Raw genomic sequence first — 18,656 nt, 5'->3', positions numbered from 1 at the left:
CAGGCAAATGGCCAATCTGGTGTGGCGGAGGAGGAGCAACTATGGCGATCTTCGACGACGAACCCAAGAAGAAGGCGCGCCCGCACGAGATCGGGCAGGATCTGGCGCTGCTGTCCGTCGGTGAACTGTCGGAACGGATCGGCATCCTGCGCGACGAGATCGCCAGGCTGGAGGCGGAGCTCAAAACCAAGGACAGCACCAAGTCGGCGGCCGAGGCACTGTTCCGCCGCGGATAATCCGTCAGCGGCACGGGCCGCCGCTGAAAAGCCCGAATGCGACTGTCTTCAGACCCTGTCACCCGTTCCAGTGTCCAGCCGGATCAAAAAATGCTTGCATCCTACAGACCGATCCTTTCCCTGCTTCGCGGCACCGCCTTCCTGCTGGCGGCATCGGGGCTGCACGGGCTGCTGCTGCCGCTGCGCGGCCAGGTGGAGGGCTTCTCGACCGCATCGCTCGGCTTGATGGGCACGGCCTGGGCAGGCGGCTTCGTCACCGGCTGCTTTTTCGCGCCGCGCATCGTGCGCCGTGCCGGACATGTGCGCGCCTTCGGCGCCTTTGCCGCCTCCGGTGCCATCGTGGCGCTGCTCACCGGTCTCATCATCGACGAATATGTCTGGATCCTGCTGCGCGCCTTCACCGGCTTCACCATGGCCGGCGCCTTCATGGTCATCGAGAGCTGGCTGAACGAGAAAGCCACCAACGAGAACCGCGGCACCGTCTTCGGCCTCTACATGATGGTCACCTATGCCTCGATCATGGGCGGACAGATGATCGTCGCCGGCGGCGACGTGAAGTCGGCGTCGCTGTTCATGATCACCGGCATCCTGTTCTGCCTGTCGCTGATCCCGACCGCGGTTTCGACGGCGTCGCACCCCAAGCCGCTGCAGGACGTCAAGCTCGACGTCAGGGGGCTCTACGCCAACTCGCCGGTCTCCGCGATCGCCTGTCTATTGATCGGCATCGCCAATGGCGCCTGGGGCACGCTCGGTGCCGTCTATGGCGCCCGCATCGGCATCTCCACGGCGGAGATCGCCTTGATGATGAGCCTCGTGGTCGTTGCCGGCGCCGCCATGCAGCTTCCCGCCGGACGCCTGTCCGACAAGACCGACCGCCGTTTCGTGCTGGCGGGTGCCGCCTTCGGCGCGGCGCTCGTTGCGCTCATGATCTTCCTGTTCGAACCGCGCTCCGGTGTCTTCGTCATCGTCTTCACAGCAGCCTACGGCGCCTTCGCCTATACGCTCTATTCGATCGCCGTCGCGCACGCCAACGACCACGCCCGGTCGGAGGACTTCGTCAAGGTATCGGGCGGGCTGCTGCTGCTCTACGGCTTCGGCACCATGATCGGGCCGTTGCTGGCAGCGGCCCTGATGGGCTGGATGCGTCCCGAGGGCCTGTTCCTGGCAACCGCCTTCGCGCATCTCTGCCTGGGCGGCTACACGCTGCTGCGCATCAGCCGCCGCGCCCCGGTGCCGATCGAAGGCCGTGACGCCTTCAAGACCCAGCCGGCCGACCGCTCCGTGACGCCGGAAGCACTGCGTCTTGACCCAAGAAGAAAAGCAGAAGCAAGCAGTTGAGATTCGAAAGACTTTGCCCCACAAATAAGCGATGATGTTTTCCGACGCCTTCATGGCGATCGCCGACCCCAATCGGCGCCACCTTCTGGAAGAACTTCGACGCGGCCCGAAGACCGTCAACGAGTTGGCAGCCGGGCTGCCGGTTTCACGCCCGGCCGTCTCACAGCATCTGAAAGTTTTGCTCGACGCCGGTCTGGTCCATGCCAAGGCCGAAGGCACGCGGCGTGTCTATACGGTAAGCAACGCCGGCTTCCTGAGGCTCAACATCTGGCTCGATCAATTTTGGGAAGCTTGATTTTTTGATGTGCTGGATGGCTTCTCATCTTTCTCAGCCGGTCGGCCATCCGCCGCCGCGCCGGATCGGCAAGCGCCTGGAACGTCAGGTCGAGCTGGGCGGGATCGTGGCGGTCAGCCGTTATTGTAGGGGAAGAGCTCGAAGTAGGGCTGCGCCTCCTCGATCACCCTGCTGAAGGCGGGGCGCTGCAGCAAGCGGTCGTGATAGCCTTTCACGGCCGGGTATTTGTCGCCGAACGGCTCGACCTTGTTGGCATAGAAGAGCGCCGGAGAGGCCGCGCAGTCGGCCATGGTGAAGGCATCGCCCATTGCCCAGGCCTTCGACTGCATCTCCTGCTCGACGATGGCGTAGGAATTGCGCAACTGGCCGCGCGCCTCTTCGACGCCGAACGGATCGGTCTTGTCCTGCGGCCGCAACCGGTCGCCGACGATCTTCTGCATCGGCTCCTGCACATAGAAATCATAGAAGCGATCGGCCTGGCGGATTGCCAGCGTCATGTCGATATCGGCGGGAACGAGCTCGACCGGCCCGGGATAGTGCGCGGCCAGATATTCGACGACGATTGTCGATTCCAGCACCGTGCGGTCGCGCGCATCGTCGCGCAGCGCCGGCATCTTGCCGGTCGGCGAAATCTTCAGGAAGGCCTCGCGCGAGTGGGCATCGCCGAGATCGACGATGACTGGCGTGAAGGGCGTGCTGTTCTCGTAAAGCGCGATCAGCGGCTTCCAGCAGAAAGAGGCCAGCGGATGGAAATGAAGCGTCAGGGACATTCTTTTCTCTTCTGTTTTGGCTTTTCTCGTCTGTTTCTGGTTCATCGGTGACCGGATGTTGCGTCAGGCCTGGTCCGTCAAGGCTCACCCGGGAAGTCTCAGTTGGATCGGATATGCGCGACAATGGCGTCGGCAATCGCCGGCCAGTCTTGCGGATGCAACTCGTGGCCGCCGCCTTCGACACGAAGCAGTTTAGCGCCGGCGACCGCCTTGGCCAGCGCCTCGCCATGCTCCACAGGAAAGATCGGATCCGTCGTGCCGTGGATGACCAGCAGCGGCGCCGTCATCTCGCGCAGGCGGCCGTTCCATTCGTCACTCCCCTTCAGCAGGAAGTGATTGGTGGCGCTCAGGAAACCACCGGAACGGTCATAATCGCGTTCGATAAAGTCTCTCATTCCGGCCTCGTCGAAGGGATGCGCCGTGCTGGCGATCGCCCTGGTATCCCGGACCATGAAATCGATCACCTGGCCGCGATCCGACCAGTCGACACCAGCGCCCTCGGCCGAATGCTCGGCGTAAGCATCGCTCATATGCGGCAGATGCGAGGTGTCCATGCCCATCGGCGAGCTGCTGATCACGATCAGCGACGCGACACGGGAGGGATGCCTGAGCGCCACGCGTTGCGCGATCATCCCGCCCATCGACATGCCGGCGACATGCGCTTTGCCGATGCCATGGCTGTCGAGGACACCGATCGCATCATCGGCCATGTCGTCGAATGTGTAGGGCGGCTCGCCGGGCGGATATTTGGTCGAGCGGCCGGCATCGCGATTGTCGTAGCGGATCACGTAGAGGCCGGCATCGGCGAGTTTCCGGCAAAGCGCCTCCGGCCACCAGAGCATCGAGGCCATCGCGCCCATGATCAGCAGCAGCGGAGGATTTTCAGGGTCACCGAAAGCTTCGGATATGATCTCCGGGCGATTGATCGTCGTCATCGTATGGCCTCCAATCTGATTGCATTTTGCAATCGGTTGCACGATAATAAAACTGATACGATAATGCAACCGGTTTTGTGGAGAGAATCGAATGAGCCTCGATCGCCGGTCCGGCTGTCCGATCAACCTGTCGCTGGAAGTGTTCGGCGACCGCTGGAGCCTGATCATCCTTCGCGACATGATTTTCGGCGGCAGGCGCCATTTTCGCGAATTGCTCAATGGATCGATGGAAGGCATCGCCTCCAACATCCTCGCCGACCGGCTGAAGCGCCTGATGGAATTGGGCATGCTGACCAAGGCCGACGACCCCTCGCACAAGCAGAAGGCGATCTACAGCCTGACCGAGATGGCCATCACGCTGGTGCCGATCCTTGCCCATCTCGGCGCCTGGGGTCGTGTCTGGCTGCCGACCAGCGAGGAATTGTCGATCCGCGCCGAGCTTCTGGAAAAGGGCGGACCGCCGATGTGGGAAAAATTCATGGACGAGTTGCGCCATGAGCACCTCGGCAAACCGGCCGTCCCGACGGCCGGGCCATCCGTGCGGGCGACCCTGCAAGCGGCCTATGAGGCCGTCGTCGCCAGCAAGGCGCACGCCGCCAGCCCGGCCGCGTGACCAACTATTTTCCCCGTTGAGAGGTCGCCTCTGCTACAAGAGGCGGAAAACGCACTTTACGGGATTGGACAGGCTGTTGGTTGAGAACTCCAGGGATACGGCGCGCGCGCGCGCCGATCTGCGCTTCAAGAAGCAGGAAGAAGCAGCGACCGTCCGCCAGAAGGCGATGGCGGAATATGTCGCCGAGAGCGACGCCCGCAAGGCCAAGACCGACAAGCTGCGCGCGCTGCGGCTCGCCAAGGAAGCCGAAGACCTTGCCAACGCGCCGGCAGTGCCCGCCAAGAAGCCCGCCCGCGCCAAGAAAAAGTAACGCACGACACCGCCGGCAGCTTCGACTTGGTCTGAACCGGGCCATCGTCGATCGCGTATCGATACCATCTAGCTGCACGGCGCTGTCCATCACACCGCTTCACGAGAAGCAATTTCAACCGAAAGCGGGATTGCTTCATCCGGCTGGCGGCCGAAAATTGACTCATTTCAAAACAGGAGACTGCAATGACCGCACTGTCGCTGGAAAAAGCCAATGAGATCATCGCCGCGGCCTTCGCCAAGGGCGCCGATCTCAAGCTCAAGCCGCTTGGCGTCTCGGTGCTCGATGCCGGTGGACATCTGGTCGCCTTCCAGCGCCAGGACGGCGCCTCGTTCCTGCGCCCGCAAATGTCGGCCGGCAAGGCCTATGGCGCGCTGGCCATCGGCATGGGTTCGCGCAAGGTCGAGGCCTTCGCCAAGGAGCGCCCGCATCTGGTGGCCGGCATCTCCGACGTGTCGGGCGGACGCGTGCTGCCGGTGGTCGGCGGCGTGCTGATCCGTGACAAGGCCGGTGCCATTATTGGCGCCGTCGGCATTTCCGGCGATACCTCGGACAATGACGAGGCGGCGGCCATCGCCGGCATCGAGGTAGCCGGCTTCACCGCCGACCCTGGCTGAGGCGCCGGCTCTAATTCAGGTTCCGGCTAATTCAGGTTGATATCCCGGCTGGCCGACCGCATCGACACCGCGAATCCGGCCAGCACATCGAACAGCGCGATGATCATCAGCGTGAAGAAGATGGAGTGCGCTGCGCCCTTCACCAGCAGGAACTCGACCAGGAAGGCGACGAAGACCAGCGTCGACAGGAGATGGTCCATGATCGAAGCGCTGGTGGTGCGCGCCGACTTCACCATTTCGAGGAACAGGAAGATCAGCCCGATCAGTATCATCAGGTCGCCGAGCGTCATCGAGAACACCCCGCCCGACATCATGCGGAACGAGAACACCTCGCTCGCCCACGGATCGTCACCGCCGCCGAAAATTCCGAGCAGTCCGAGATTGTAGAGAATGAAAGGCACGATCAAGAGCGGGACGGCACCGAACATCTGGCGTCTCCATATGGGGGCATCTTCTGTAGAATGCGCCGCAGGCACGCCGTCAAGATTTTTCGTGCAAAGCCGCAAACACGGTCGAAGACCGGATGCAACAACCCTGTCAGCAGGTTGTCGGGCTGACAGGGTTTCGGTTCTAGAGCATTTCACCGTTTCACGGAAACGGCGAACCGCTCTATCTCTTTGTTTTTACGCAATTCCGGACGGAAAACCGTGTCACACTTTTCCTGGAATTGCTCTAGCGCTTGATTTTCAATTTTGGCGCTTGAATTGACCGGCGCGAACGGCGGCGCCGATGACATTGAGGATGATGTTGCCTGCCGTCATCGACGTGATCTCGTTGATATCGCGTGCCGGCGCGATCTCGACGATGTCGACGCCGATCACTTCGCCCTTGGCGAACAGCCCCTTGATCAGGTCGATCGTCTGGCGATAGGTGACGCCACCCGGCGACGGTCCCTCCACCGCCGGCATAACGGCCGGATCGAGACCGTCGGCGTCGATCGTGAGGTAGTAACGGCCGCCCTCGGGAATGCGCTCGAGCAGGGCCGCCGTGCCGATATCCTGCCACTGGCCAGCGGTGATGATGTTGGAGCCGTAGGCGCGTGCCGCTTCGACTTCTTCCATTCGGGCGCTGCCCTGGCCGCGAATGCCGAGCTGGAAGATCGCGTCGATATGCGCCATTTCGGATGCCCGTCGGATCGGGCTGGAATAGCCTTCCTTGACGCCGTTGACATTGTCGCGCCAGTCGAGATGGGCATCGATCTGCACCAGCGTGATCGGCCCCTCGCCATCGAGCGCCCTGAAGATCGGGATCGGAATGCCGTGGTCGCCGCCGATGGTGATCGGCAGCGCGCCGGCGGCGCGTATCTTGCGGATCGCCGCTTCGGCTCTGGCGTAATGCCCGGTGGAATCGGACGCTTCGCCCGGCACGTCGCCGACATCGACCACCTTGACGTCCTGCCCGTCCAACAGGGTACCGCCAATGTCGAAATCATAGCGATCGAGCCCAAGGCTGATACGCTGCGAGGCACGCCGCACCGCGGTCGGCGCATTGGTCTGGTCGTTGATCGTCTCGTCGATCGTATAGGGCGCGCCGTAGGGCATGCCGATGATGGCGACATCGGCGCTCAGCGTGTCGAGGTCCTCGACCAGCGGAAAGTCCAGGAATGTCTGGAAGACGGTGCGCGGCGTGACGGTCAGTTTGGACATGGGGTCTCCTCTGTTGCCTCGCCTTCGTCATCATCCGCGGCTCGAGCGGTCGGGGTCTCGCGTGTTTCCAGCCACATGAAATGGTGGCGACGAAAGCGTTCAAACCTCGGTACAGCAAGGTCACTCCGGTGGGTATCGCCACCGACCGCCTTGCCTTTGGCATAGGTCATGCCGGCCCGGACGCCTGCAAACGCAAAAAGACCGGCCACTGGCCGGTCTTTTGGAACCAAAAACCTTGGGAAAAGCTGGTCTCAGCTTTCCTTGGGGGTCAGCACCTGGCGACCGCGATACATGCCGGTCTTCAGGTCGATGTGGTGCGGGCGGCGCATTTCGCCGGAATTCTTGTCCTCGACATAGGTCGGGGCCTTGAGGGCGTCGGCCGAGCGGCGCATGCCGCGCTTGGACGGAGAGGTTTTGCGTTTCGGAACGGCCATGGATATGCTCCACTACATGGTCAAAAGCCCCGCCCGCCCTCGTGAAAGGGCCATGTCGGGGCCTAAATCTGAGAAAGTCGGGTGCCTATACACGCCTGATGCTGTTTTGGCCAGCGCTGCCGTGAATTTTTTTGAGCAAGCCTACCGGAGACAACCGACATAGGCGCCGGAACGGCCGGCCCTGCGTTCGATCAGATTGGCAAGCCTTCTCAGGCCCGGTCCGGGCTTCGCCGGGTTGCGGGCGATCGGGTTTGGCAGTGTGACGGCCAGAAGTGCCGCCTGCCGTCTGGACAGCTGTTTTGCCGAAACGCCGAAATGGTGCTGCGCCGCAGCCTCGATGCCGTAGATGCCCGGCCCCCATTCGGCGATGTTGAGATAGATCTCCATGATGCGCCGTTTCGACATCACCGCGTCGAAGTAGACGGCCAGCGGCAGTTCGACGACCTTGCGCACCGAGCCTAGCGGCCGCGACCACAGGAAAAGGTTCTTCACCGTCTGCATGGTGATGGTCGAGGCACCGCGCGTCGCCTCGCCGGCCAGCGCGTCGTCGACGACGCCCCGGAGTTCGCCGAGATCGACGCCGCGGTGGAAGCAGAACTGCCCGTCCTCCGACATGATGACCGAATGGGCCAGCACCGGCGCAACATCGTCGATCGACACCCAGCGCCGGTCATAGCCGGAGAATGTCGTCAGGTCCTTCAGCATCAGCGTCGACACCGGATGCACGAAGGGTGGCAGGTAAAGAAAGGTCAGCACCACCGGGATAAGTGCCAGCACGGCGGCCACGACGATGCCGCGCCGGACCCAGCGCCTGAGACTGCGGCGGTTCACGCCGCGCGATCTCGGCGCCATGTCCAGCTTTTCGGTTTCATGATCGACGATCGGTTCCGCCAAGCCGCCCAACCCGTGCTTCTCCCTCCCCCGGCATAATGGCGCTTGCCTTCTTGCGCAACGTCTGAGTGTCGGCTACCGCTCCCGGCCATGACGAATGACGACGAAATGGCGTTCGAAATGGCGCTCATCAGGCGGGCGGCCGCCGTCGAGGTGCTGCTGCGGCGGCTGCTCGACGACCGTCCGCTTACGGGTGAGATCGCGCGGCCCGGCCGTCTGATGGCGGCGATGCGCCATGGCGTGCTGAACGGCGGCAAGCGCCTGCGTCCTTTCCTGGTGATGGAAAGCGCGGCGCTTTTTTCAGCCGATGGCGAAGCGGCGCTGCGCGTCGCCGCGGCACTTGAATGCGTCCACTGCTATTCGCTGATCCATGACGACCTGCCTGCGATGGACGACGACGATATGCGCCGTGGCCAGCCGACCGTGCACAGGGCCTTCGACGAGGCGACCGCGATCCTGGCTGGCGATGCCTTGCTGACACTGGCCTTCGACATCATTGCCGGCGAGGCAACCGTGCTGCCGGCCGAGCGGCGGGCTGCCCTTGTGCTGGCGCTCGCCCGCGCCGCCGGGGCCGGCGGCATGGTCGGCGGCCAGACGCTCGACCTCGAAGCCGAGCGCACGCCGCCGGACGAAGCCGGCATCATCCGGCTGCAGGCGATGAAGACCGGCGCGCTGATCCGCTTCGCCTGCGAGGCGGGCGCCATCATCGCCGGCGCTCCGGCCGAAGACCGCGAGCGGCTGGCCGAATTCGGCTCGGCCGTCGGCCTTGCCTTCCAGCTTGCCGATGACCTGCTCGACCTGACGGCCGACGCCAGCCAGATGGGCAAAGCCACCGGCAAGGACGCCGCCGCCGGCAAGGCAACGTTGGTGGCGCTGCACGGGACGAACTGGGCGCGCAGCCAGTTGCACGGGCTTGTCGAGCAGGCGCACGCATTGCTCGAACCCTATGGCGAGAACGCAGCCTTGCTGAAGGCCGCCGCCACATTCGTCGCGACGCGGAACAACTGACGGGCGGCCTCCAATATCGGGACCGCATGGCGAGAACCAACGGAGATCAGCGTAGATGTCATCCAATCTGTTCGATCTCGCCGGGCGCAGGGCGCTGGTAACCGGCTCCTCGCAAGGCATCGGGTTTGCTTTGGCCAAAGGGCTGCGCCAAGCCGGCGCCGTGGTGATCCTCAACGGCCGTGACGCGGAAAAGCTCGACGCCGCGGCAGCGCAGATCGGCGGAGCGGAAACGCTCGCCTTTGACGCCACCGACCACGGCGCGGTCCGTTCCGCGATCGACAGTTTCGAGCTGTCCGGCGGGCCGATCGACATATTGGTGAACAATGCCGGCATGCAGTTCCGCACGCCGCTCGAGGACTTTCCCGCCGACGCGTTCGAACGCCTGCTGCAGACCAATGTCGCCAGCGTCTTCCATGTCGGCCAGGCCGTCGCCCGGCACATGATCCGTCGCGGGCGCGGCAAGATCATCAACATCGCCAGCGTCCAGACGGCGCTTGCCCGCCCCGGCATCGCGCCCTACACGGCGACCAAAGGCGCGGTCGGCAATTTGACCAAGGGCATGGCGACGGACTGGGCTAGGTTCGGCCTGCAATGCAACGCCATCGCGCCCGGCTATTTCGACACGCCGCTGAATGCCGCGCTGGTCGCCGATCCGGCATTCACCGAATGGCTTGAAAAGCGCACGCCGGCCGGCCGCTGGGGCAAGGTCGAGGAGCTGGTCGGGGCCTGTGTCTTCCTCGCCTCCGATGCCTCGTCCTTTGTCAACGGCCATATCCTCTATGTCGATGGCGGCATCACGGCATCGATCTGATCTCGCTTCTCCGTTGTCGAGCAACTCGCCGGTCCGCGCGAACGAAATCTTAATGTAAATGAAGCGTAATCCCGACCATTAAAATAATGCGTATGTGTTGGGGTTGCGCATGCCGGAATATTCTTCCTTCATCCGATTGGTCCGGATTCGTTATCTTTCAGGATTGTTGGCCTTCGCGCTGGCTTCGGCCATCATCATTTTCGCGCTCAATCGCGTCAATTCCTTCCGCCATGAGGTCGATGCGCTGAGCGCCAATCTCGTGATCTTCACCCGCGACCTGCGCAACGCAACCAGCTTCTCCGAGACAACCAGCTCCGCCTGGCGGGCAGAAACGCGCGATGCCCTGACCACCGCGGCGCGTGGCCATTCGGAGCGCCTGACCGGCGAGATCGAAACGCTGAGCGCGCAGCTCGCCGCGATTCGGTCGCGCCTGTCCGCCGGGACCCTCAACGAGCTCGAAGCGGCCTCCGTCAACGGCGACCTGTTCTGGTCGCCGCGCGACATGGTGCGCAACTTCAACTTGATGTCGGTGGCGCAAAAGACCGACGAATGGAGTTCCCGCGAAATCCGCAACCAGAACGATCTGTTCGTCCAGCCCATGCTGGTCCGCGTGCGCACCGCCATGGATGAAGAGCGTCACCTGGCCGATGTCGCCAGCGACCGCTTGCTGCTCTGGGCGAGCGGGCTTTTGTTCGCGGTCCTGGCCGTCGTCGCCTTCTGGATCTTCCGGCCGATGGAACAGGCGATCCGCCGGGCCTTTGCCCAGTCGGCGGAATCCCTGTTCAAGGCCGAGGCCGCCGACCGCGCCAAGTCGGAATTCCTGGCCAATATGAGCCACGAGATCCGCACGCCGATGAACGGCGTGCTCGGCATGGCCGAACTCCTCGCCAAGACCGAACTGACCGCTCGCCAGAAGACCTTCACCGACGTCATCGTCAAATCGGGCAACGCGCTGCTCACCATCATCAACGACATTCTCGATTTCTCCAAGATCAATGCCGGTCAGTTGACGCTGGACCCCGCCCCCTTCCGCCTTGCCGAAGCGGTCGAGGACGTGGCGACGCTGGTATCGGCGCGCGTCGCCGAAAAGAACCTCGAGCTGATCGTGCGCGTCGACCCGCGCCTGCCGACCTATGTCGTCGGTGACGCCGGCCGGTTCCGGCAGATCGTCACCAACCTGGTCGGCAATGCGGTGAAGTTCACCGAGAAGGGCCATGTGCTGATCGATGTCGGCGGCGAGACCGTCAACGGCGTCGTCCAGCTCAAGCTGCGTGTCGAGGACACCGGCATCGGCATCCCGGCCGAGAAGCTGCAGAACGTGTTCGAGAAATTCGCCCAGGTCGACGGATCGTCGACCCGCCGCCACGAAGGCACCGGCCTCGGACTTGCCATCGCCGCCCGTCTCGTCGACCTGATGGCCGGCAAGATCGGCGTCGAGAGCGAGATCGGCCGCGGTTCGGTGTTCTGGTTCGCGGTGCCGCTGCCCCTTCACACTGCGCAGGCGCGCGACGAGATCGTGCCGGTGGACGTCACCGGCGCCCGCGTGCTGGTCATCGACGACAATCCGGTCAACCGCGAGATCCTGCTCGAACAGCTGAGGAGCTGGAGCTTCGACTGCGCCGCCGCCGAAAGCGGCGCGGTGGGACTGGCCTTCCTCGACCGTGCCTACCAGCTGGGTGCCGCCGTCGACTGCATCATCCTCGACTACCAGATGCCCGGCATGAACGGTGCCGACGTCGCGCGGGCCATTGCCGCCGACAGCCGGCTGTCGGCCATCCCTATCGTCATCCTGACCTCGGTCGACCAGGTCGATTTCGGCAAGATGATCATCGACTTCGGCATTGCCGCGCATCTGACCAAGCCGGCGCGCTCCGCGGTTCTGCTCGGCACCGTCATCTCGGTCATCCAGAAGGCCCGCTCCCAGGTCGGCAAGGCGCAATTCACGCGCGAGCCTGTCCAGCCTCAGCCCCAGCCGGCACCGCTTCCCTTCACCGTCATTCGTGGCCCCGCCTTGCCCGTGGTCCCGGCGCCGGAATCGACCGCCACGCCGAACGGGCCGATCGACATCCTCATTGCCGAGGACAATGACGTGAACCAGCTTGTGTTCGGCCAGATCCTCAACGGCCTGGGCCTGAGCTACCGCATCGCCGGCAATGGCCGCACGGCGGTCGAGATGTACCGGTCGCTGCGTCCCAGGCTGATCCTGATGGATGTCTCGATGCCCGAGATGAACGGCTACGAAGCGACCCGCGCCATCCGGGCGATCGAGACCTCTTCGGGCGGCCACATCCCGATCATCGGCGTCACCGCGCATGCGCTGAAGGGCGACCGGGACAAATGCATCGAGGCCGGCATGGACGACTATCTGCCCAAGCCGGTTTCACCCGATCGCCTCGGCGCCAAGATCGGCACATGGCTGAGTGAGACGGTGGTGGCCAAGACGGCCTGAGCACCCTGCATCGACGCCTTAGACGGCTGCGTCCACGTGAAAGCGGCGCATCCAGTCCAGGCTCGTCTCGTCGGAGAGCTTTGCGACGCCTGGCCGCACCGCCTCGGCGTCAGGCGCTTGAACGCCCAGGGCTTCGCAGATGGTTAGCAATGCCGCGGCCGGATCGGCGGAAAGGCGCTCATAGCCTATCCGCAATGGGGTGACGCCCTGTTTTGCGAACCATGTGTTCCAGGCCGCGTCATACGCTTCAAGCTCGGTGAGCTCGCCCTTGATCCGCTGGAAATCATACCGAGCTTGCCCGGGAACTCCGACCCTCTCGATCTCGGTTCCGTCGGGCGCGACATGCCAAAGGCCGGTCTGCTGCGCCTTGACCAGCGAGACAGCCTGCGCCAGCTTGTCCTCGCGCGACAGGTGTATGTAGAGGACATGGCCAAAGGCCTTTTCGAAACGCGCTGTGTCCGCCGCAAGCCCCGGAAAAATCCGGTTGAGGATCGCCGAAAGTTCATCCAGGTTTTCGCGCATCAGGCGCAGGCCGAAGATATCTGTCCCGCCCTTCCCTGCAGCGATTGCCGCATCGAGATAGGCAGTGTCGAATTCGAGTTCACCCATCGTCTCGCGGGCCGGCAGTTTCCACTCCTGCGCCCACTCCGTCACATCCTGCCGCCGGTAGAAGGAGTGAGGATCGCCTGATGCCCCGGTGGAGGCCAGCAGCTTGCACAGCAGAGTGCTGCCGGTTCTCGGCGTGCCGCAGATAATGTAGGCGTCGAACATGTGGCTGCCCCAGTCCTGTTTGAGGCAGGGCAAGCCCGGCCAATCGATCGCCGCCTATAGTCGAAATTGTTGCTGGATGCGACGGGCGCATTCCAGCGGCGTCAGCACGCTGGTGTCGACTTCGAGGTCGTAGCGTATTCCCTTGTGCACACGTCCATATTGCCAACGTGCCAGGCCGGGCAGCCGGTCGGCCCGCTGGGCTTCGCGGGCTTCCAGAACGTCCAGTGGCGCCATGACACCGACCCGATGGAGATCGAAGGCCGACAGCAGTTCGACATATTCCGATATTTCGCCGTTGCACAGCACGTCGTCGACGATGAGGTTGTTGCCTTGCCCGGCCATGGCGGCAACGGCATGGCGCATGCCGCGCAGGGTCCGCGCACCGATCGGTCCAGTCCTGATCACGACCGAAGGCTTGCCCTCCTGCCGGATGGTTTCATAGGAAAAGCCATCGGCATGGTCCTGCAAGGCATCGGGCAGCATCGCGATGAAACTGTCCATCTGGACATGCAGGAATGGTTCGGCAGTGATCTGCTGCAGCGCCCTGGCGATCGAGGATTTGCCGGCACTGCCGACGCCGTTGAGCAGAACGATCCTGGCTGGCAATTTCAACCGCCTCCTTCAGTCCTGTCGGCTATCGGTTGCGCACCACCACGCAGGCTCCGCCGACGCTCTGCAGTTTCTGGCAGATGACATTGGCATCGGCGCGGTCATTCACCCCGATCCTGACGGCATAGATGCCGCGCCGGCCGATCGGCGTGCGCACCCGGCTCACCACCGGATCATGGCCGCTGAGCAGGGCCGGGAAACGGCCTCTCACCCGCAGCCACTGGCCGATCGCCGCGCTGCGGCGGAAATTGCCCGCCACCTGGACGCCCCACGGCTTGACGTTGATCGAGGCCATCGCCACGGTCCTCGACATGATCACCGGCAGCTTGCGGCAGGCGGCGGCAAAATCCGTCTTTGCGTCGAGAGGCGCGATCTTGCCGGCATAGGCGCGGTCGGTGAACTTGTCGACCGGCTCGCCCATGACGTCGAAGACATAGCTCTCGGTCTCCATCGGCAGGAAGCCGCCTGAACCCAGCCAGCGCGACACCCGGCTTTCGCCGGCATTGTAGGCGGCCGCCGCCAGGCCGAGATTGCCGTAGCTGACTTTCATTTCGGCCAGGTACTTCGCCGACGCCGGGATCGCCTGGTTGATGTCGAAGGAATTGGCGAGCCCGCGCATCTTGGCGGTGCCCGGCATGAACTGGGCGATGCCTTCGGCGCCGACGGGGCTGACCGCGTTGGGATCGAACCTGCTTTCCTTCCAGATCAGCCGGGCGAAGAAATCCCGGGGCAGCCCGTTCTGGTCGGCATGGGCCTGGATCAGGTTGCAGACCTTGTCGATCAGCCTTTGCTTGGCCGATTGCGGCGGGTCGGCCTGAACCAGCGTCGACCAGGCCAGCCCGCACAGGGAAATCAGCGCCACCCAGAGGAAACGCTGCATTGCCCTACTCTGCCGCGGCCTTGCCGCCGCGACCGAACCTCTGCTCGATATAGTCGGCGACCATTTTCTCGAAATCCGATGCGATCGACGGCCCCCGCAGCGTCGCCGCCTTCTTGCCGTCGACGAAGACGGGAGCCGTCGGCGTTTCACCGGTGCCGGGCAGCGATATGCCGATATCGGCATGCTTGGATTCACCCGGACCGTTGACGATGCAGCCCATCACCGCGACCTTGAGGTTCTCGACACCGGGATATTTTTCACGCCACACCGGCATGTTCTTGCGCAGGTCCGCCTGGATGTTCTGGGCGAGTTCCTGGAACACGGTGGAGGTGGTCCGGCCGCAGCCGGGGCAAGCGGCGACGATCGGCACGAACTGCCGGAAGCCCATGGTCTGCAGCAACTCCTGCGACACCTGCACCTCACGCGTGCGGTCGCCATTCGGCTCCGGTGTCAGCGAGATGCGGATGGTGTCGCCGATGCCTTGCTGCAAGAGGATGCCCATCGCGGCGGACGAGGCGACGATGCCTTTCGAACCCATGCCGGCTTCGGTCAGGCCGAGGTGCAGCGCGTGGTTGGAGCGGGTGGCAAGTTCGGTATAGACCGCGATCAGGTCCTGCACGCCGCTGACCTTGGCCGACAGGATGATCTTCTCGCGCCCGAGGCCGATCTCTTCGGCCATCTCGGCCGACAGGATCGCCGACTGCACGATCGCCTCGCGGGTGACTTCCTGCGCGGTCAGCGGAAAACCCTTGTCCTGGTTGTCGTCCATCAGCTGGGTCAAAAGCTCCTGGTCGAGCGAGCCCCAATTGACGCCGATGCGCACCGGCTTGTCGTGTTTGATCGCCATTTCGACGATGTCAGTGAACTGCCGGTCCTTCTTGTCCTTAAAGCCGACATTGCCCGGATTGATGCGGTATTTGGCCAGCGCCTCGGCGCAGGCCGGATGGTCGGCCAGGAGCTTGTGGCCGATATAGTGGAAGTCGCCGACCAGCGGCACGTTGATGCCAAGCCGCAGCAAGCGCTCGTGAATACGCGGCACGGCGGCCGCGCTCTCGTCCCGGTCGACGGTGATGCGCACGATCTCGGAGCCGGCGCGGTGCAGTGCCGCGACCTGCGCGACCGTCTGGTCGATGTCGGCTGTATCGGTGTTGGTCATCGACTGCACGACGACCGGCGCGCCGCCGCCGACGACCACGCCGCCGACATCGACGCCGACCGAGGTGCGGCGAGGGAAGGGAAAGGAAAAATATCCGGTCATGCCGGCAGCCTTTTGTCTCTGAAGCCCCATGCGTCCACTTGGACACACGAACGCTCCCCGGGGCCGATACGCTGAAGTTCGGGCATGAGGTGGATGAGCAAAGATGGCTTGTCAATGGCGACAGGTCGCCACTGGCAGCAATTGATCCCCGCCGGGGACCTGAAACGGTCCACGACCCCGGGGTCAAAAAGTGAGACCGGTAGAGATATTAGCTGCGGCTCATGGTGGAGCGGTGAAAACCAAAACTCAAACCGGCGGCGCTTGCCGCCGGCAAGGAAAACCGCAACTAACGAGCGGCTATATCAGGTGAGCGTCAATGCGTGGTCGCCCTCAGTTTTTCAATCTCGTCCTTGAGTGCCAGCTTGCGTCGCTTGAGATTCACGATTTCGAGGTCGTCCACCGACGGGTGGTTCATCGCGTCATCGATCTCGCGTTCGATGTCGCCGTGTTTCCGCTGCAACTCATCAAGATGGGATGCAAGAGACATGATTGGTTCTCCCTTTCATGGTTTCCTCGATTGCAGCCGTCAAAGGCACGTCCACCGCAGGTCGCTTCTGTGACGGCACAATGACACTGTGCCACCTTCCGGCTGGGATGTCGAATGCTGCGTGGTAGCATTCCACGACAATGTGAAATGTGATATGGCCTGCGCGCCGGTGGCAGAAATTGCCGCCCCCGCCCAATCAGGCCCAGTTTTGGGCGCCGCAGACGTGCAGACGGTAGAGAATGTCCGATCAGGAACAGGCCGATATTCGCCTCGAATTTTCCCGGCTGAAGCAGGAACACGCCGATTTCGACGCGGCGATCAACGCGATGATCGCCATGGGTTGCGATCCGCTGCAAATCCAGCGCATGAAGAAGAAGAAACTGGTCCTCAAGGATCGGCTGATGGCGTTGGAAGACAAGATCATCCCCGACATCATCGCTTGAGCCGCGGGCACCAGGCGTCCTCCATCATGCTTCGCCTATCCGGCGATCGATAGCCTGGCGGCGCGCTCGCGCAGCAGGCCGATGAGGCTGGCGGTCCGCTCATCGGTGGTATCGATGGGAACCACCAGGCACATCGTCGCCTCGACCTTGCCCGGCGATGAAAAGACCGGCACGGCAAGGCATTTCGTATAGGCATCGACCAGCCCCGAAGTGACGCAGTAGCCGGTGACCCGCGCCTTGGCGATGTCGGCGACGAAATCGTCGAGCTTGAGCTTGCGCCCGTCGGGCAGTACGAGATCGTCGTCCGACACCATGGCTTCGATCGCGGCCCTGTCCAGCCCCGCCAGCAGCAGCCGCCCCGAAGCGGTCCACGGCAGCGGTATCTGCAGGCCAGTCGCCGAACTGATGCGGAACGGCCTGGTGCCAGGGCTCGCGTGGACGATGGTGTAGCGGCCACTTTGCAGCATGCACAGTTCCGAGGTCTCGCCGGTCTCGCGCGACAGATTGTCGACCTCCTGGCGCCCGCGCCGCATCAGATCGTTACCGCGCACATAATCCATCCCGTAGAGGTAGAGCTTCTTGCCGAAATAGACGCGGTTGCCGTCGCCTTCCATTTCCAGCAGGCCGGCGTCGACCAGCGACCGCACCAGCGTGTAGGTCGTCGACCGCGGTGCGTTCACCCCCTTGGCAAGGTCGCCGATGCCGATGGCGCGCTGCGTCGTATGAAGAAACTCCAGGATTTCGAGCACCCGGTTGAGACCCTTTTCCCGAGAGCCCGAGATCTTCTCGCCGGCTGAAACCGCCAGGGCATTGCCATCTTGCATTGTCGATTCCTGATGTTAGTATCTGTCTTGTACAGGATACATACGTCTCTTGTAAGAGACAATCGCTGTGAAAACAATGACGTGTCTTGCCTGTGCATAGGGGAACACAACACGAAAGGAGGTCGCCGTGAACGACACATCCGGAAGACGTGATTTTCTGAAATTGGGAATGGCGGGACTGGCGACGGCCGGCGTTTTGGCAACCGTCGATGCCCAGAAGGCCGCCGCCCAGGCAGCGTCCGACAGCTTGCTGCGCACCGTGCTCGATCGCGGCAAGCTCATCGTCGGCACCGGCAGCACCAACGCGCCCTGGCATTTCGAGAACGATGCCGGCGAGCTGGTCGGCATGGACATCACCATGGGGCGCATCCTGGCCAAGGGCCTTTTCGACGATCCGACCAAGGTCGAGTTCGTCATGCAGGATCCGGCGCAGCGCATTCCCAACGTCACCACCAACAAGGTCGACATCACCATCCAGTTCATGACGATGACGGCGCAGCGCTCGCAGCTGATCAACTTCACCAGGCCGTATTACGTCGAAGGCGTCGCCTTGCTGACGCTTCCCAACGCCGAGAACAAGACCTTCGACAAATTGCTTGCCGGCGGTTCGGCGACGCGCATCTCGATCCTGCAGAACGTCGATGCGGAAACCTCGGTCCATTATGCCTTGCCGCAGGCGCAGGTGATGCAGATCGACACCCAGGCCAACGTGCTGCAAGCCTTGGAATCCAAGCGTGTCGATGCGGCCGCGGTCGATCTCTCCACGGTGCGCTGGCTCGCCTCGCGCAATCCCGACAAATATTTCGATGCCGGCAAAAGCTGGTACTCGATGCTCTATGGCGCGGCCCTGCGGCAAGGCGATCTCGACTGGCTGACCTTCGTCGACCAGACCTTCACCATCGCCATGTTCGGCCATGAATCAGCGCTCTACGACGCTGCCTTCAAGGACTATTTCGGCCAGGAGCCGCCGGCGCGCCACCCCGGCTTCCCGGTCATCTGACCCAGCAGGCGGAGGGGCGGCATTCGCCCTT

23 protein-coding genes are annotated in these 18,656 nt (G+C 63.3%); 11 read left to right on the top strand and 12 right to left on the bottom strand.

The annotated features are described in order from the left end of the window. The first annotated feature begins 41 nt into the window (after window positions 1–41). From LB568_RS09775 to LB568_RS09765, 3 genes are all read left to right on the top strand, one after another. Window positions 42–236: a DUF1192 domain-containing protein gene (locus LB568_RS09775; RefSeq protein ID WP_023763713.1), complete on the top strand. Its 195-nt coding sequence runs from the start codon at window positions 42–44 to the stop codon at window positions 234–236. Between the two features lie 90 nt (window positions 237–326). Beyond that, on the top strand, window positions 327–1,574 hold the full coding sequence (locus LB568_RS09770; protein ID WP_013892616.1) for an MFS transporter: 1,248 nt from the start codon (window positions 327–329) through the stop codon (window positions 1,572–1,574). A gap of 31 nt (window positions 1,575–1,605) precedes the next feature. Next, window positions 1,606–1,869 carry an ArsR/SmtB family transcription factor gene (locus tag LB568_RS09765; protein ID WP_023763711.1) on the top strand — a complete coding sequence of 88 codons (264 nt, stop codon included), beginning with the start codon at window positions 1,606–1,608 and terminating at the stop codon, window positions 1,867–1,869. A gap of 113 nt (window positions 1,870–1,982) precedes the next feature. Here LB568_RS09765 and LB568_RS09760 read toward each other — a convergent pair whose 3' ends face one another. After that, complete coding sequence (locus tag LB568_RS09760; protein WP_224729988.1) at window positions 1,983–2,639, bottom strand: glutathione S-transferase family protein; 657 nt, start codon at window positions 2,637–2,639, stop codon at window positions 1,983–1,985. A gap of 98 nt (window positions 2,640–2,737) precedes the next feature. After that, window positions 2,738–3,574 (bottom strand): alpha/beta fold hydrolase, encoded by an 837-nt coding sequence (locus tag LB568_RS09755; RefSeq protein ID WP_224729987.1) that lies wholly within the window; start codon window positions 3,572–3,574, stop codon window positions 2,738–2,740. Window positions 3,575–3,665: 91 nt separating this feature from the next. Here LB568_RS09755 and LB568_RS09750 point away from each other — a divergent pair, with 91 nt between their 5' ends. The 3 genes from LB568_RS09750 (at window position 3,666) to LB568_RS09740 (ending at window position 5,114) form a co-directional block, all read left to right on the top strand. Continuing rightward, window positions 3,666–4,187, top strand: a complete 522-nt coding sequence (locus LB568_RS09750; RefSeq protein WP_013892612.1) for a winged helix-turn-helix transcriptional regulator — start codon at window positions 3,666–3,668, stop codon at window positions 4,185–4,187. 76 nt (window positions 4,188–4,263) lie between these two features. Further along, window positions 4,264–4,497, top strand: a complete 234-nt coding sequence (locus LB568_RS09745) for a hypothetical protein (RefSeq protein ID WP_013892611.1) — start codon at window positions 4,264–4,266, stop codon at window positions 4,495–4,497. A gap of 185 nt (window positions 4,498–4,682) precedes the next feature. Beyond that, window positions 4,683–5,114, top strand: a complete 432-nt coding sequence (locus LB568_RS09740; protein ID WP_140573138.1) for a GlcG/HbpS family heme-binding protein — start codon at window positions 4,683–4,685, stop codon at window positions 5,112–5,114. Between the two features lie 26 nt (window positions 5,115–5,140). Here the strand turns inward: LB568_RS09740 and LB568_RS09735 are convergent, their stop codons facing one another. The 4 genes from LB568_RS09735 to LB568_RS09720 form a co-directional block, all read right to left on the bottom strand. Next, window positions 5,141–5,542, bottom strand: a complete 402-nt coding sequence (locus tag LB568_RS09735; RefSeq protein WP_013892609.1) for a hypothetical protein — start codon at window positions 5,540–5,542, stop codon at window positions 5,141–5,143. Between the two features lie 258 nt (window positions 5,543–5,800). Then, window positions 5,801–6,760: an agmatinase gene (locus LB568_RS09730; protein ID WP_224729986.1), complete on the bottom strand. Its 960-nt coding sequence runs from the start codon at window positions 6,758–6,760 to the stop codon at window positions 5,801–5,803. Window positions 6,761–7,011: 251 nt separating this feature from the next. Beyond that, window positions 7,012–7,194: a 50S ribosomal protein L32 gene (gene rpmF, locus LB568_RS09725; RefSeq protein WP_008834724.1), complete on the bottom strand. Its 183-nt coding sequence runs from the start codon at window positions 7,192–7,194 to the stop codon at window positions 7,012–7,014. A gap of 141 nt (window positions 7,195–7,335) precedes the next feature. Next, window positions 7,336–8,097, bottom strand: a complete 762-nt coding sequence (locus LB568_RS09720) for a biosynthetic peptidoglycan transglycosylase (protein WP_013892607.1) — start codon at window positions 8,095–8,097, stop codon at window positions 7,336–7,338. Window positions 8,098–8,175: 78 nt separating this feature from the next. On the opposite strand from LB568_RS09720, the gene LB568_RS09715 reads away from it, so the two are divergent. The 3 genes from LB568_RS09715 to LB568_RS09705 all read left to right on the top strand — a co-directional run bounded on the left by LB568_RS09715 (window position 8,176) and on the right by LB568_RS09705 (window position 12,353). Next, on the top strand, window positions 8,176–9,093 hold the full coding sequence (locus LB568_RS09715) for a polyprenyl synthetase family protein (RefSeq protein WP_013892606.1): 918 nt from the start codon (window positions 8,176–8,178) through the stop codon (window positions 9,091–9,093). 55 nt (window positions 9,094–9,148) lie between these two features. Then, window positions 9,149–9,904: an SDR family oxidoreductase gene (locus tag LB568_RS09710; RefSeq protein WP_013892605.1), complete on the top strand. Its 756-nt coding sequence runs from the start codon at window positions 9,149–9,151 to the stop codon at window positions 9,902–9,904. A gap of 109 nt (window positions 9,905–10,013) precedes the next feature. Then, window positions 10,014–12,353: a response regulator gene (locus LB568_RS09705; RefSeq protein ID WP_013892604.1), complete on the top strand. Its 2,340-nt coding sequence runs from the start codon at window positions 10,014–10,016 to the stop codon at window positions 12,351–12,353. Between the two features lie 18 nt (window positions 12,354–12,371). Here the strand turns inward: LB568_RS09705 and LB568_RS09700 are convergent, their stop codons facing one another. From LB568_RS09700 to LB568_RS09680, 5 genes are all read right to left on the bottom strand, one after another. Then, on the bottom strand, window positions 12,372–13,124 hold the full coding sequence (locus tag LB568_RS09700) for a Stf0 family sulfotransferase (protein ID WP_013892603.1): 753 nt from the start codon (window positions 13,122–13,124) through the stop codon (window positions 12,372–12,374). Between the two features lie 54 nt (window positions 13,125–13,178). Continuing rightward, window positions 13,179–13,730, bottom strand: a complete 552-nt coding sequence (locus LB568_RS09695; RefSeq protein ID WP_224729985.1) for a chloramphenicol phosphotransferase CPT family protein — start codon at window positions 13,728–13,730, stop codon at window positions 13,179–13,181. 28 nt (window positions 13,731–13,758) lie between these two features. Beyond that, a complete protein-coding gene (locus LB568_RS09690; protein ID WP_013892601.1) occupies window positions 13,759–14,613 on the bottom strand; it encodes a lytic transglycosylase domain-containing protein in 855 nt (284 codons plus the stop codon). Window positions 14,614–14,617: 4 nt separating this feature from the next. After that, window positions 14,618–15,871: a flavodoxin-dependent (E)-4-hydroxy-3-methylbut-2-enyl-diphosphate synthase gene (ispG, locus tag LB568_RS09685; protein ID WP_013892600.1), complete on the bottom strand. Its 1,254-nt coding sequence runs from the start codon at window positions 15,869–15,871 to the stop codon at window positions 14,618–14,620. Between the two features lie 313 nt (window positions 15,872–16,184). Next, window positions 16,185–16,358, bottom strand: a complete 174-nt coding sequence (locus tag LB568_RS09680) for a YdcH family protein (protein ID WP_013892599.1) — start codon at window positions 16,356–16,358, stop codon at window positions 16,185–16,187. Between the two features lie 239 nt (window positions 16,359–16,597). Here LB568_RS09680 and LB568_RS09675 point away from each other — a divergent pair, with 239 nt between their 5' ends. Beyond that, entirely contained in the window at window positions 16,598–16,801 is a 204-nt protein-coding gene (locus LB568_RS09675) for a YdcH family protein (protein ID WP_013892598.1), read from the top strand. Between the two features lie 35 nt (window positions 16,802–16,836). Here LB568_RS09675 and LB568_RS09670 read toward each other — a convergent pair whose 3' ends face one another. Further along, entirely contained in the window at window positions 16,837–17,625 is a 789-nt protein-coding gene (locus LB568_RS09670; protein ID WP_013892597.1) for an IclR family transcriptional regulator, read from the bottom strand. Between the two features lie 169 nt (window positions 17,626–17,794). On the opposite strand from LB568_RS09670, the gene LB568_RS09665 reads away from it, so the two are divergent. After that, window positions 17,795–18,625 (top strand): transporter substrate-binding domain-containing protein, encoded by an 831-nt coding sequence (locus LB568_RS09665; RefSeq protein WP_174324795.1) that lies wholly within the window; start codon window positions 17,795–17,797, stop codon window positions 18,623–18,625. The last annotated feature ends 31 nt before the right edge of the window (window positions 18,626–18,656 follow it).

Source organism: Mesorhizobium sp. B263B2A (assembly GCF_020165775.1).
GTDB lineage: Bacteria > Pseudomonadota > Alphaproteobacteria > Rhizobiales > Rhizobiaceae > Mesorhizobium > Mesorhizobium opportunistum.
Note: the sequence above shows the minus strand (reverse complement) of the source record. Positions and strands in the feature narration are given on the sequence as shown.

Bases quoted from the DNA above. Each gene is read 5' to 3' on its own strand.
- LB568_RS09675 (WP_013892598.1), top strand. From the start codon at position 16,598: ATGTCCGATCAGGAACAGGCCGATATTCGCCTCGAATTTTCCCGGCTG.
- LB568_RS09670 (WP_013892597.1), bottom strand. From the start codon at position 17,625: ATGCAAGATGGCAATGCCCTGGCGGTTTCAGCCGGCGAGAAGATCTCG.
- LB568_RS09700 (WP_013892603.1), bottom strand. From the start codon at position 13,124: ATGTTCGACGCCTACATTATCTGCGGCACGCCGAGAACCGGCAGCACT.
- LB568_RS09710 (WP_013892605.1), top strand. From the start codon at position 9,149: ATGTCATCCAATCTGTTCGATCTCGCCGGGCGCAGGGCGCTGGTAACC.
- LB568_RS09770 (WP_013892616.1), top strand. From the start codon at position 327: ATGCTTGCATCCTACAGACCGATCCTTTCCCTGCTTCGCGGCACCGCC.
- ispG (WP_013892600.1), bottom strand. From the start codon at position 15,871: ATGACCGGATATTTTTCCTTTCCCTTCCCTCGCCGCACCTCGGTCGGC.
- LB568_RS09715 (WP_013892606.1), top strand. From the start codon at position 8,176: ATGACGAATGACGACGAAATGGCGTTCGAAATGGCGCTCATCAGGCGG.
- rpmF (WP_008834724.1), bottom strand. From the start codon at position 7,194: ATGGCCGTTCCGAAACGCAAAACCTCTCCGTCCAAGCGCGGCATGCGC.
- LB568_RS09705 (WP_013892604.1), top strand. From the start codon at position 10,014: ATGCCGGAATATTCTTCCTTCATCCGATTGGTCCGGATTCGTTATCTT.
- LB568_RS09730 (WP_224729986.1), bottom strand. From the start codon at position 6,760: ATGTCCAAACTGACCGTCACGCCGCGCACCGTCTTCCAGACATTCCTG.
- LB568_RS09735 (WP_013892609.1), bottom strand. From the start codon at position 5,542: ATGTTCGGTGCCGTCCCGCTCTTGATCGTGCCTTTCATTCTCTACAAT.
- LB568_RS09690 (WP_013892601.1), bottom strand. From the start codon at position 14,613: ATGCAGCGTTTCCTCTGGGTGGCGCTGATTTCCCTGTGCGGGCTGGCC.
- LB568_RS09755 (WP_224729987.1), bottom strand. From the start codon at position 3,574: ATGACGACGATCAATCGCCCGGAGATCATATCCGAAGCTTTCGGTGAC.
- LB568_RS09665 (WP_174324795.1), top strand. From the start codon at position 17,795: ATGGCGGGACTGGCGACGGCCGGCGTTTTGGCAACCGTCGATGCCCAG.
- LB568_RS09765 (WP_023763711.1), top strand. From the start codon at position 1,606: ATGATGTTTTCCGACGCCTTCATGGCGATCGCCGACCCCAATCGGCGC.
- LB568_RS09760 (WP_224729988.1), bottom strand. From the start codon at position 2,639: ATGTCCCTGACGCTTCATTTCCATCCGCTGGCCTCTTTCTGCTGGAAG.
- LB568_RS09750 (WP_013892612.1), top strand. From the start codon at position 3,666: ATGAGCCTCGATCGCCGGTCCGGCTGTCCGATCAACCTGTCGCTGGAA.
- LB568_RS09680 (WP_013892599.1), bottom strand. From the start codon at position 16,358: ATGTCTCTTGCATCCCATCTTGATGAGTTGCAGCGGAAACACGGCGAC.
- LB568_RS09740 (WP_140573138.1), top strand. From the start codon at position 4,683: ATGACCGCACTGTCGCTGGAAAAAGCCAATGAGATCATCGCCGCGGCC.
- LB568_RS09775 (WP_023763713.1), top strand. From the start codon at position 42: ATGGCGATCTTCGACGACGAACCCAAGAAGAAGGCGCGCCCGCACGAG.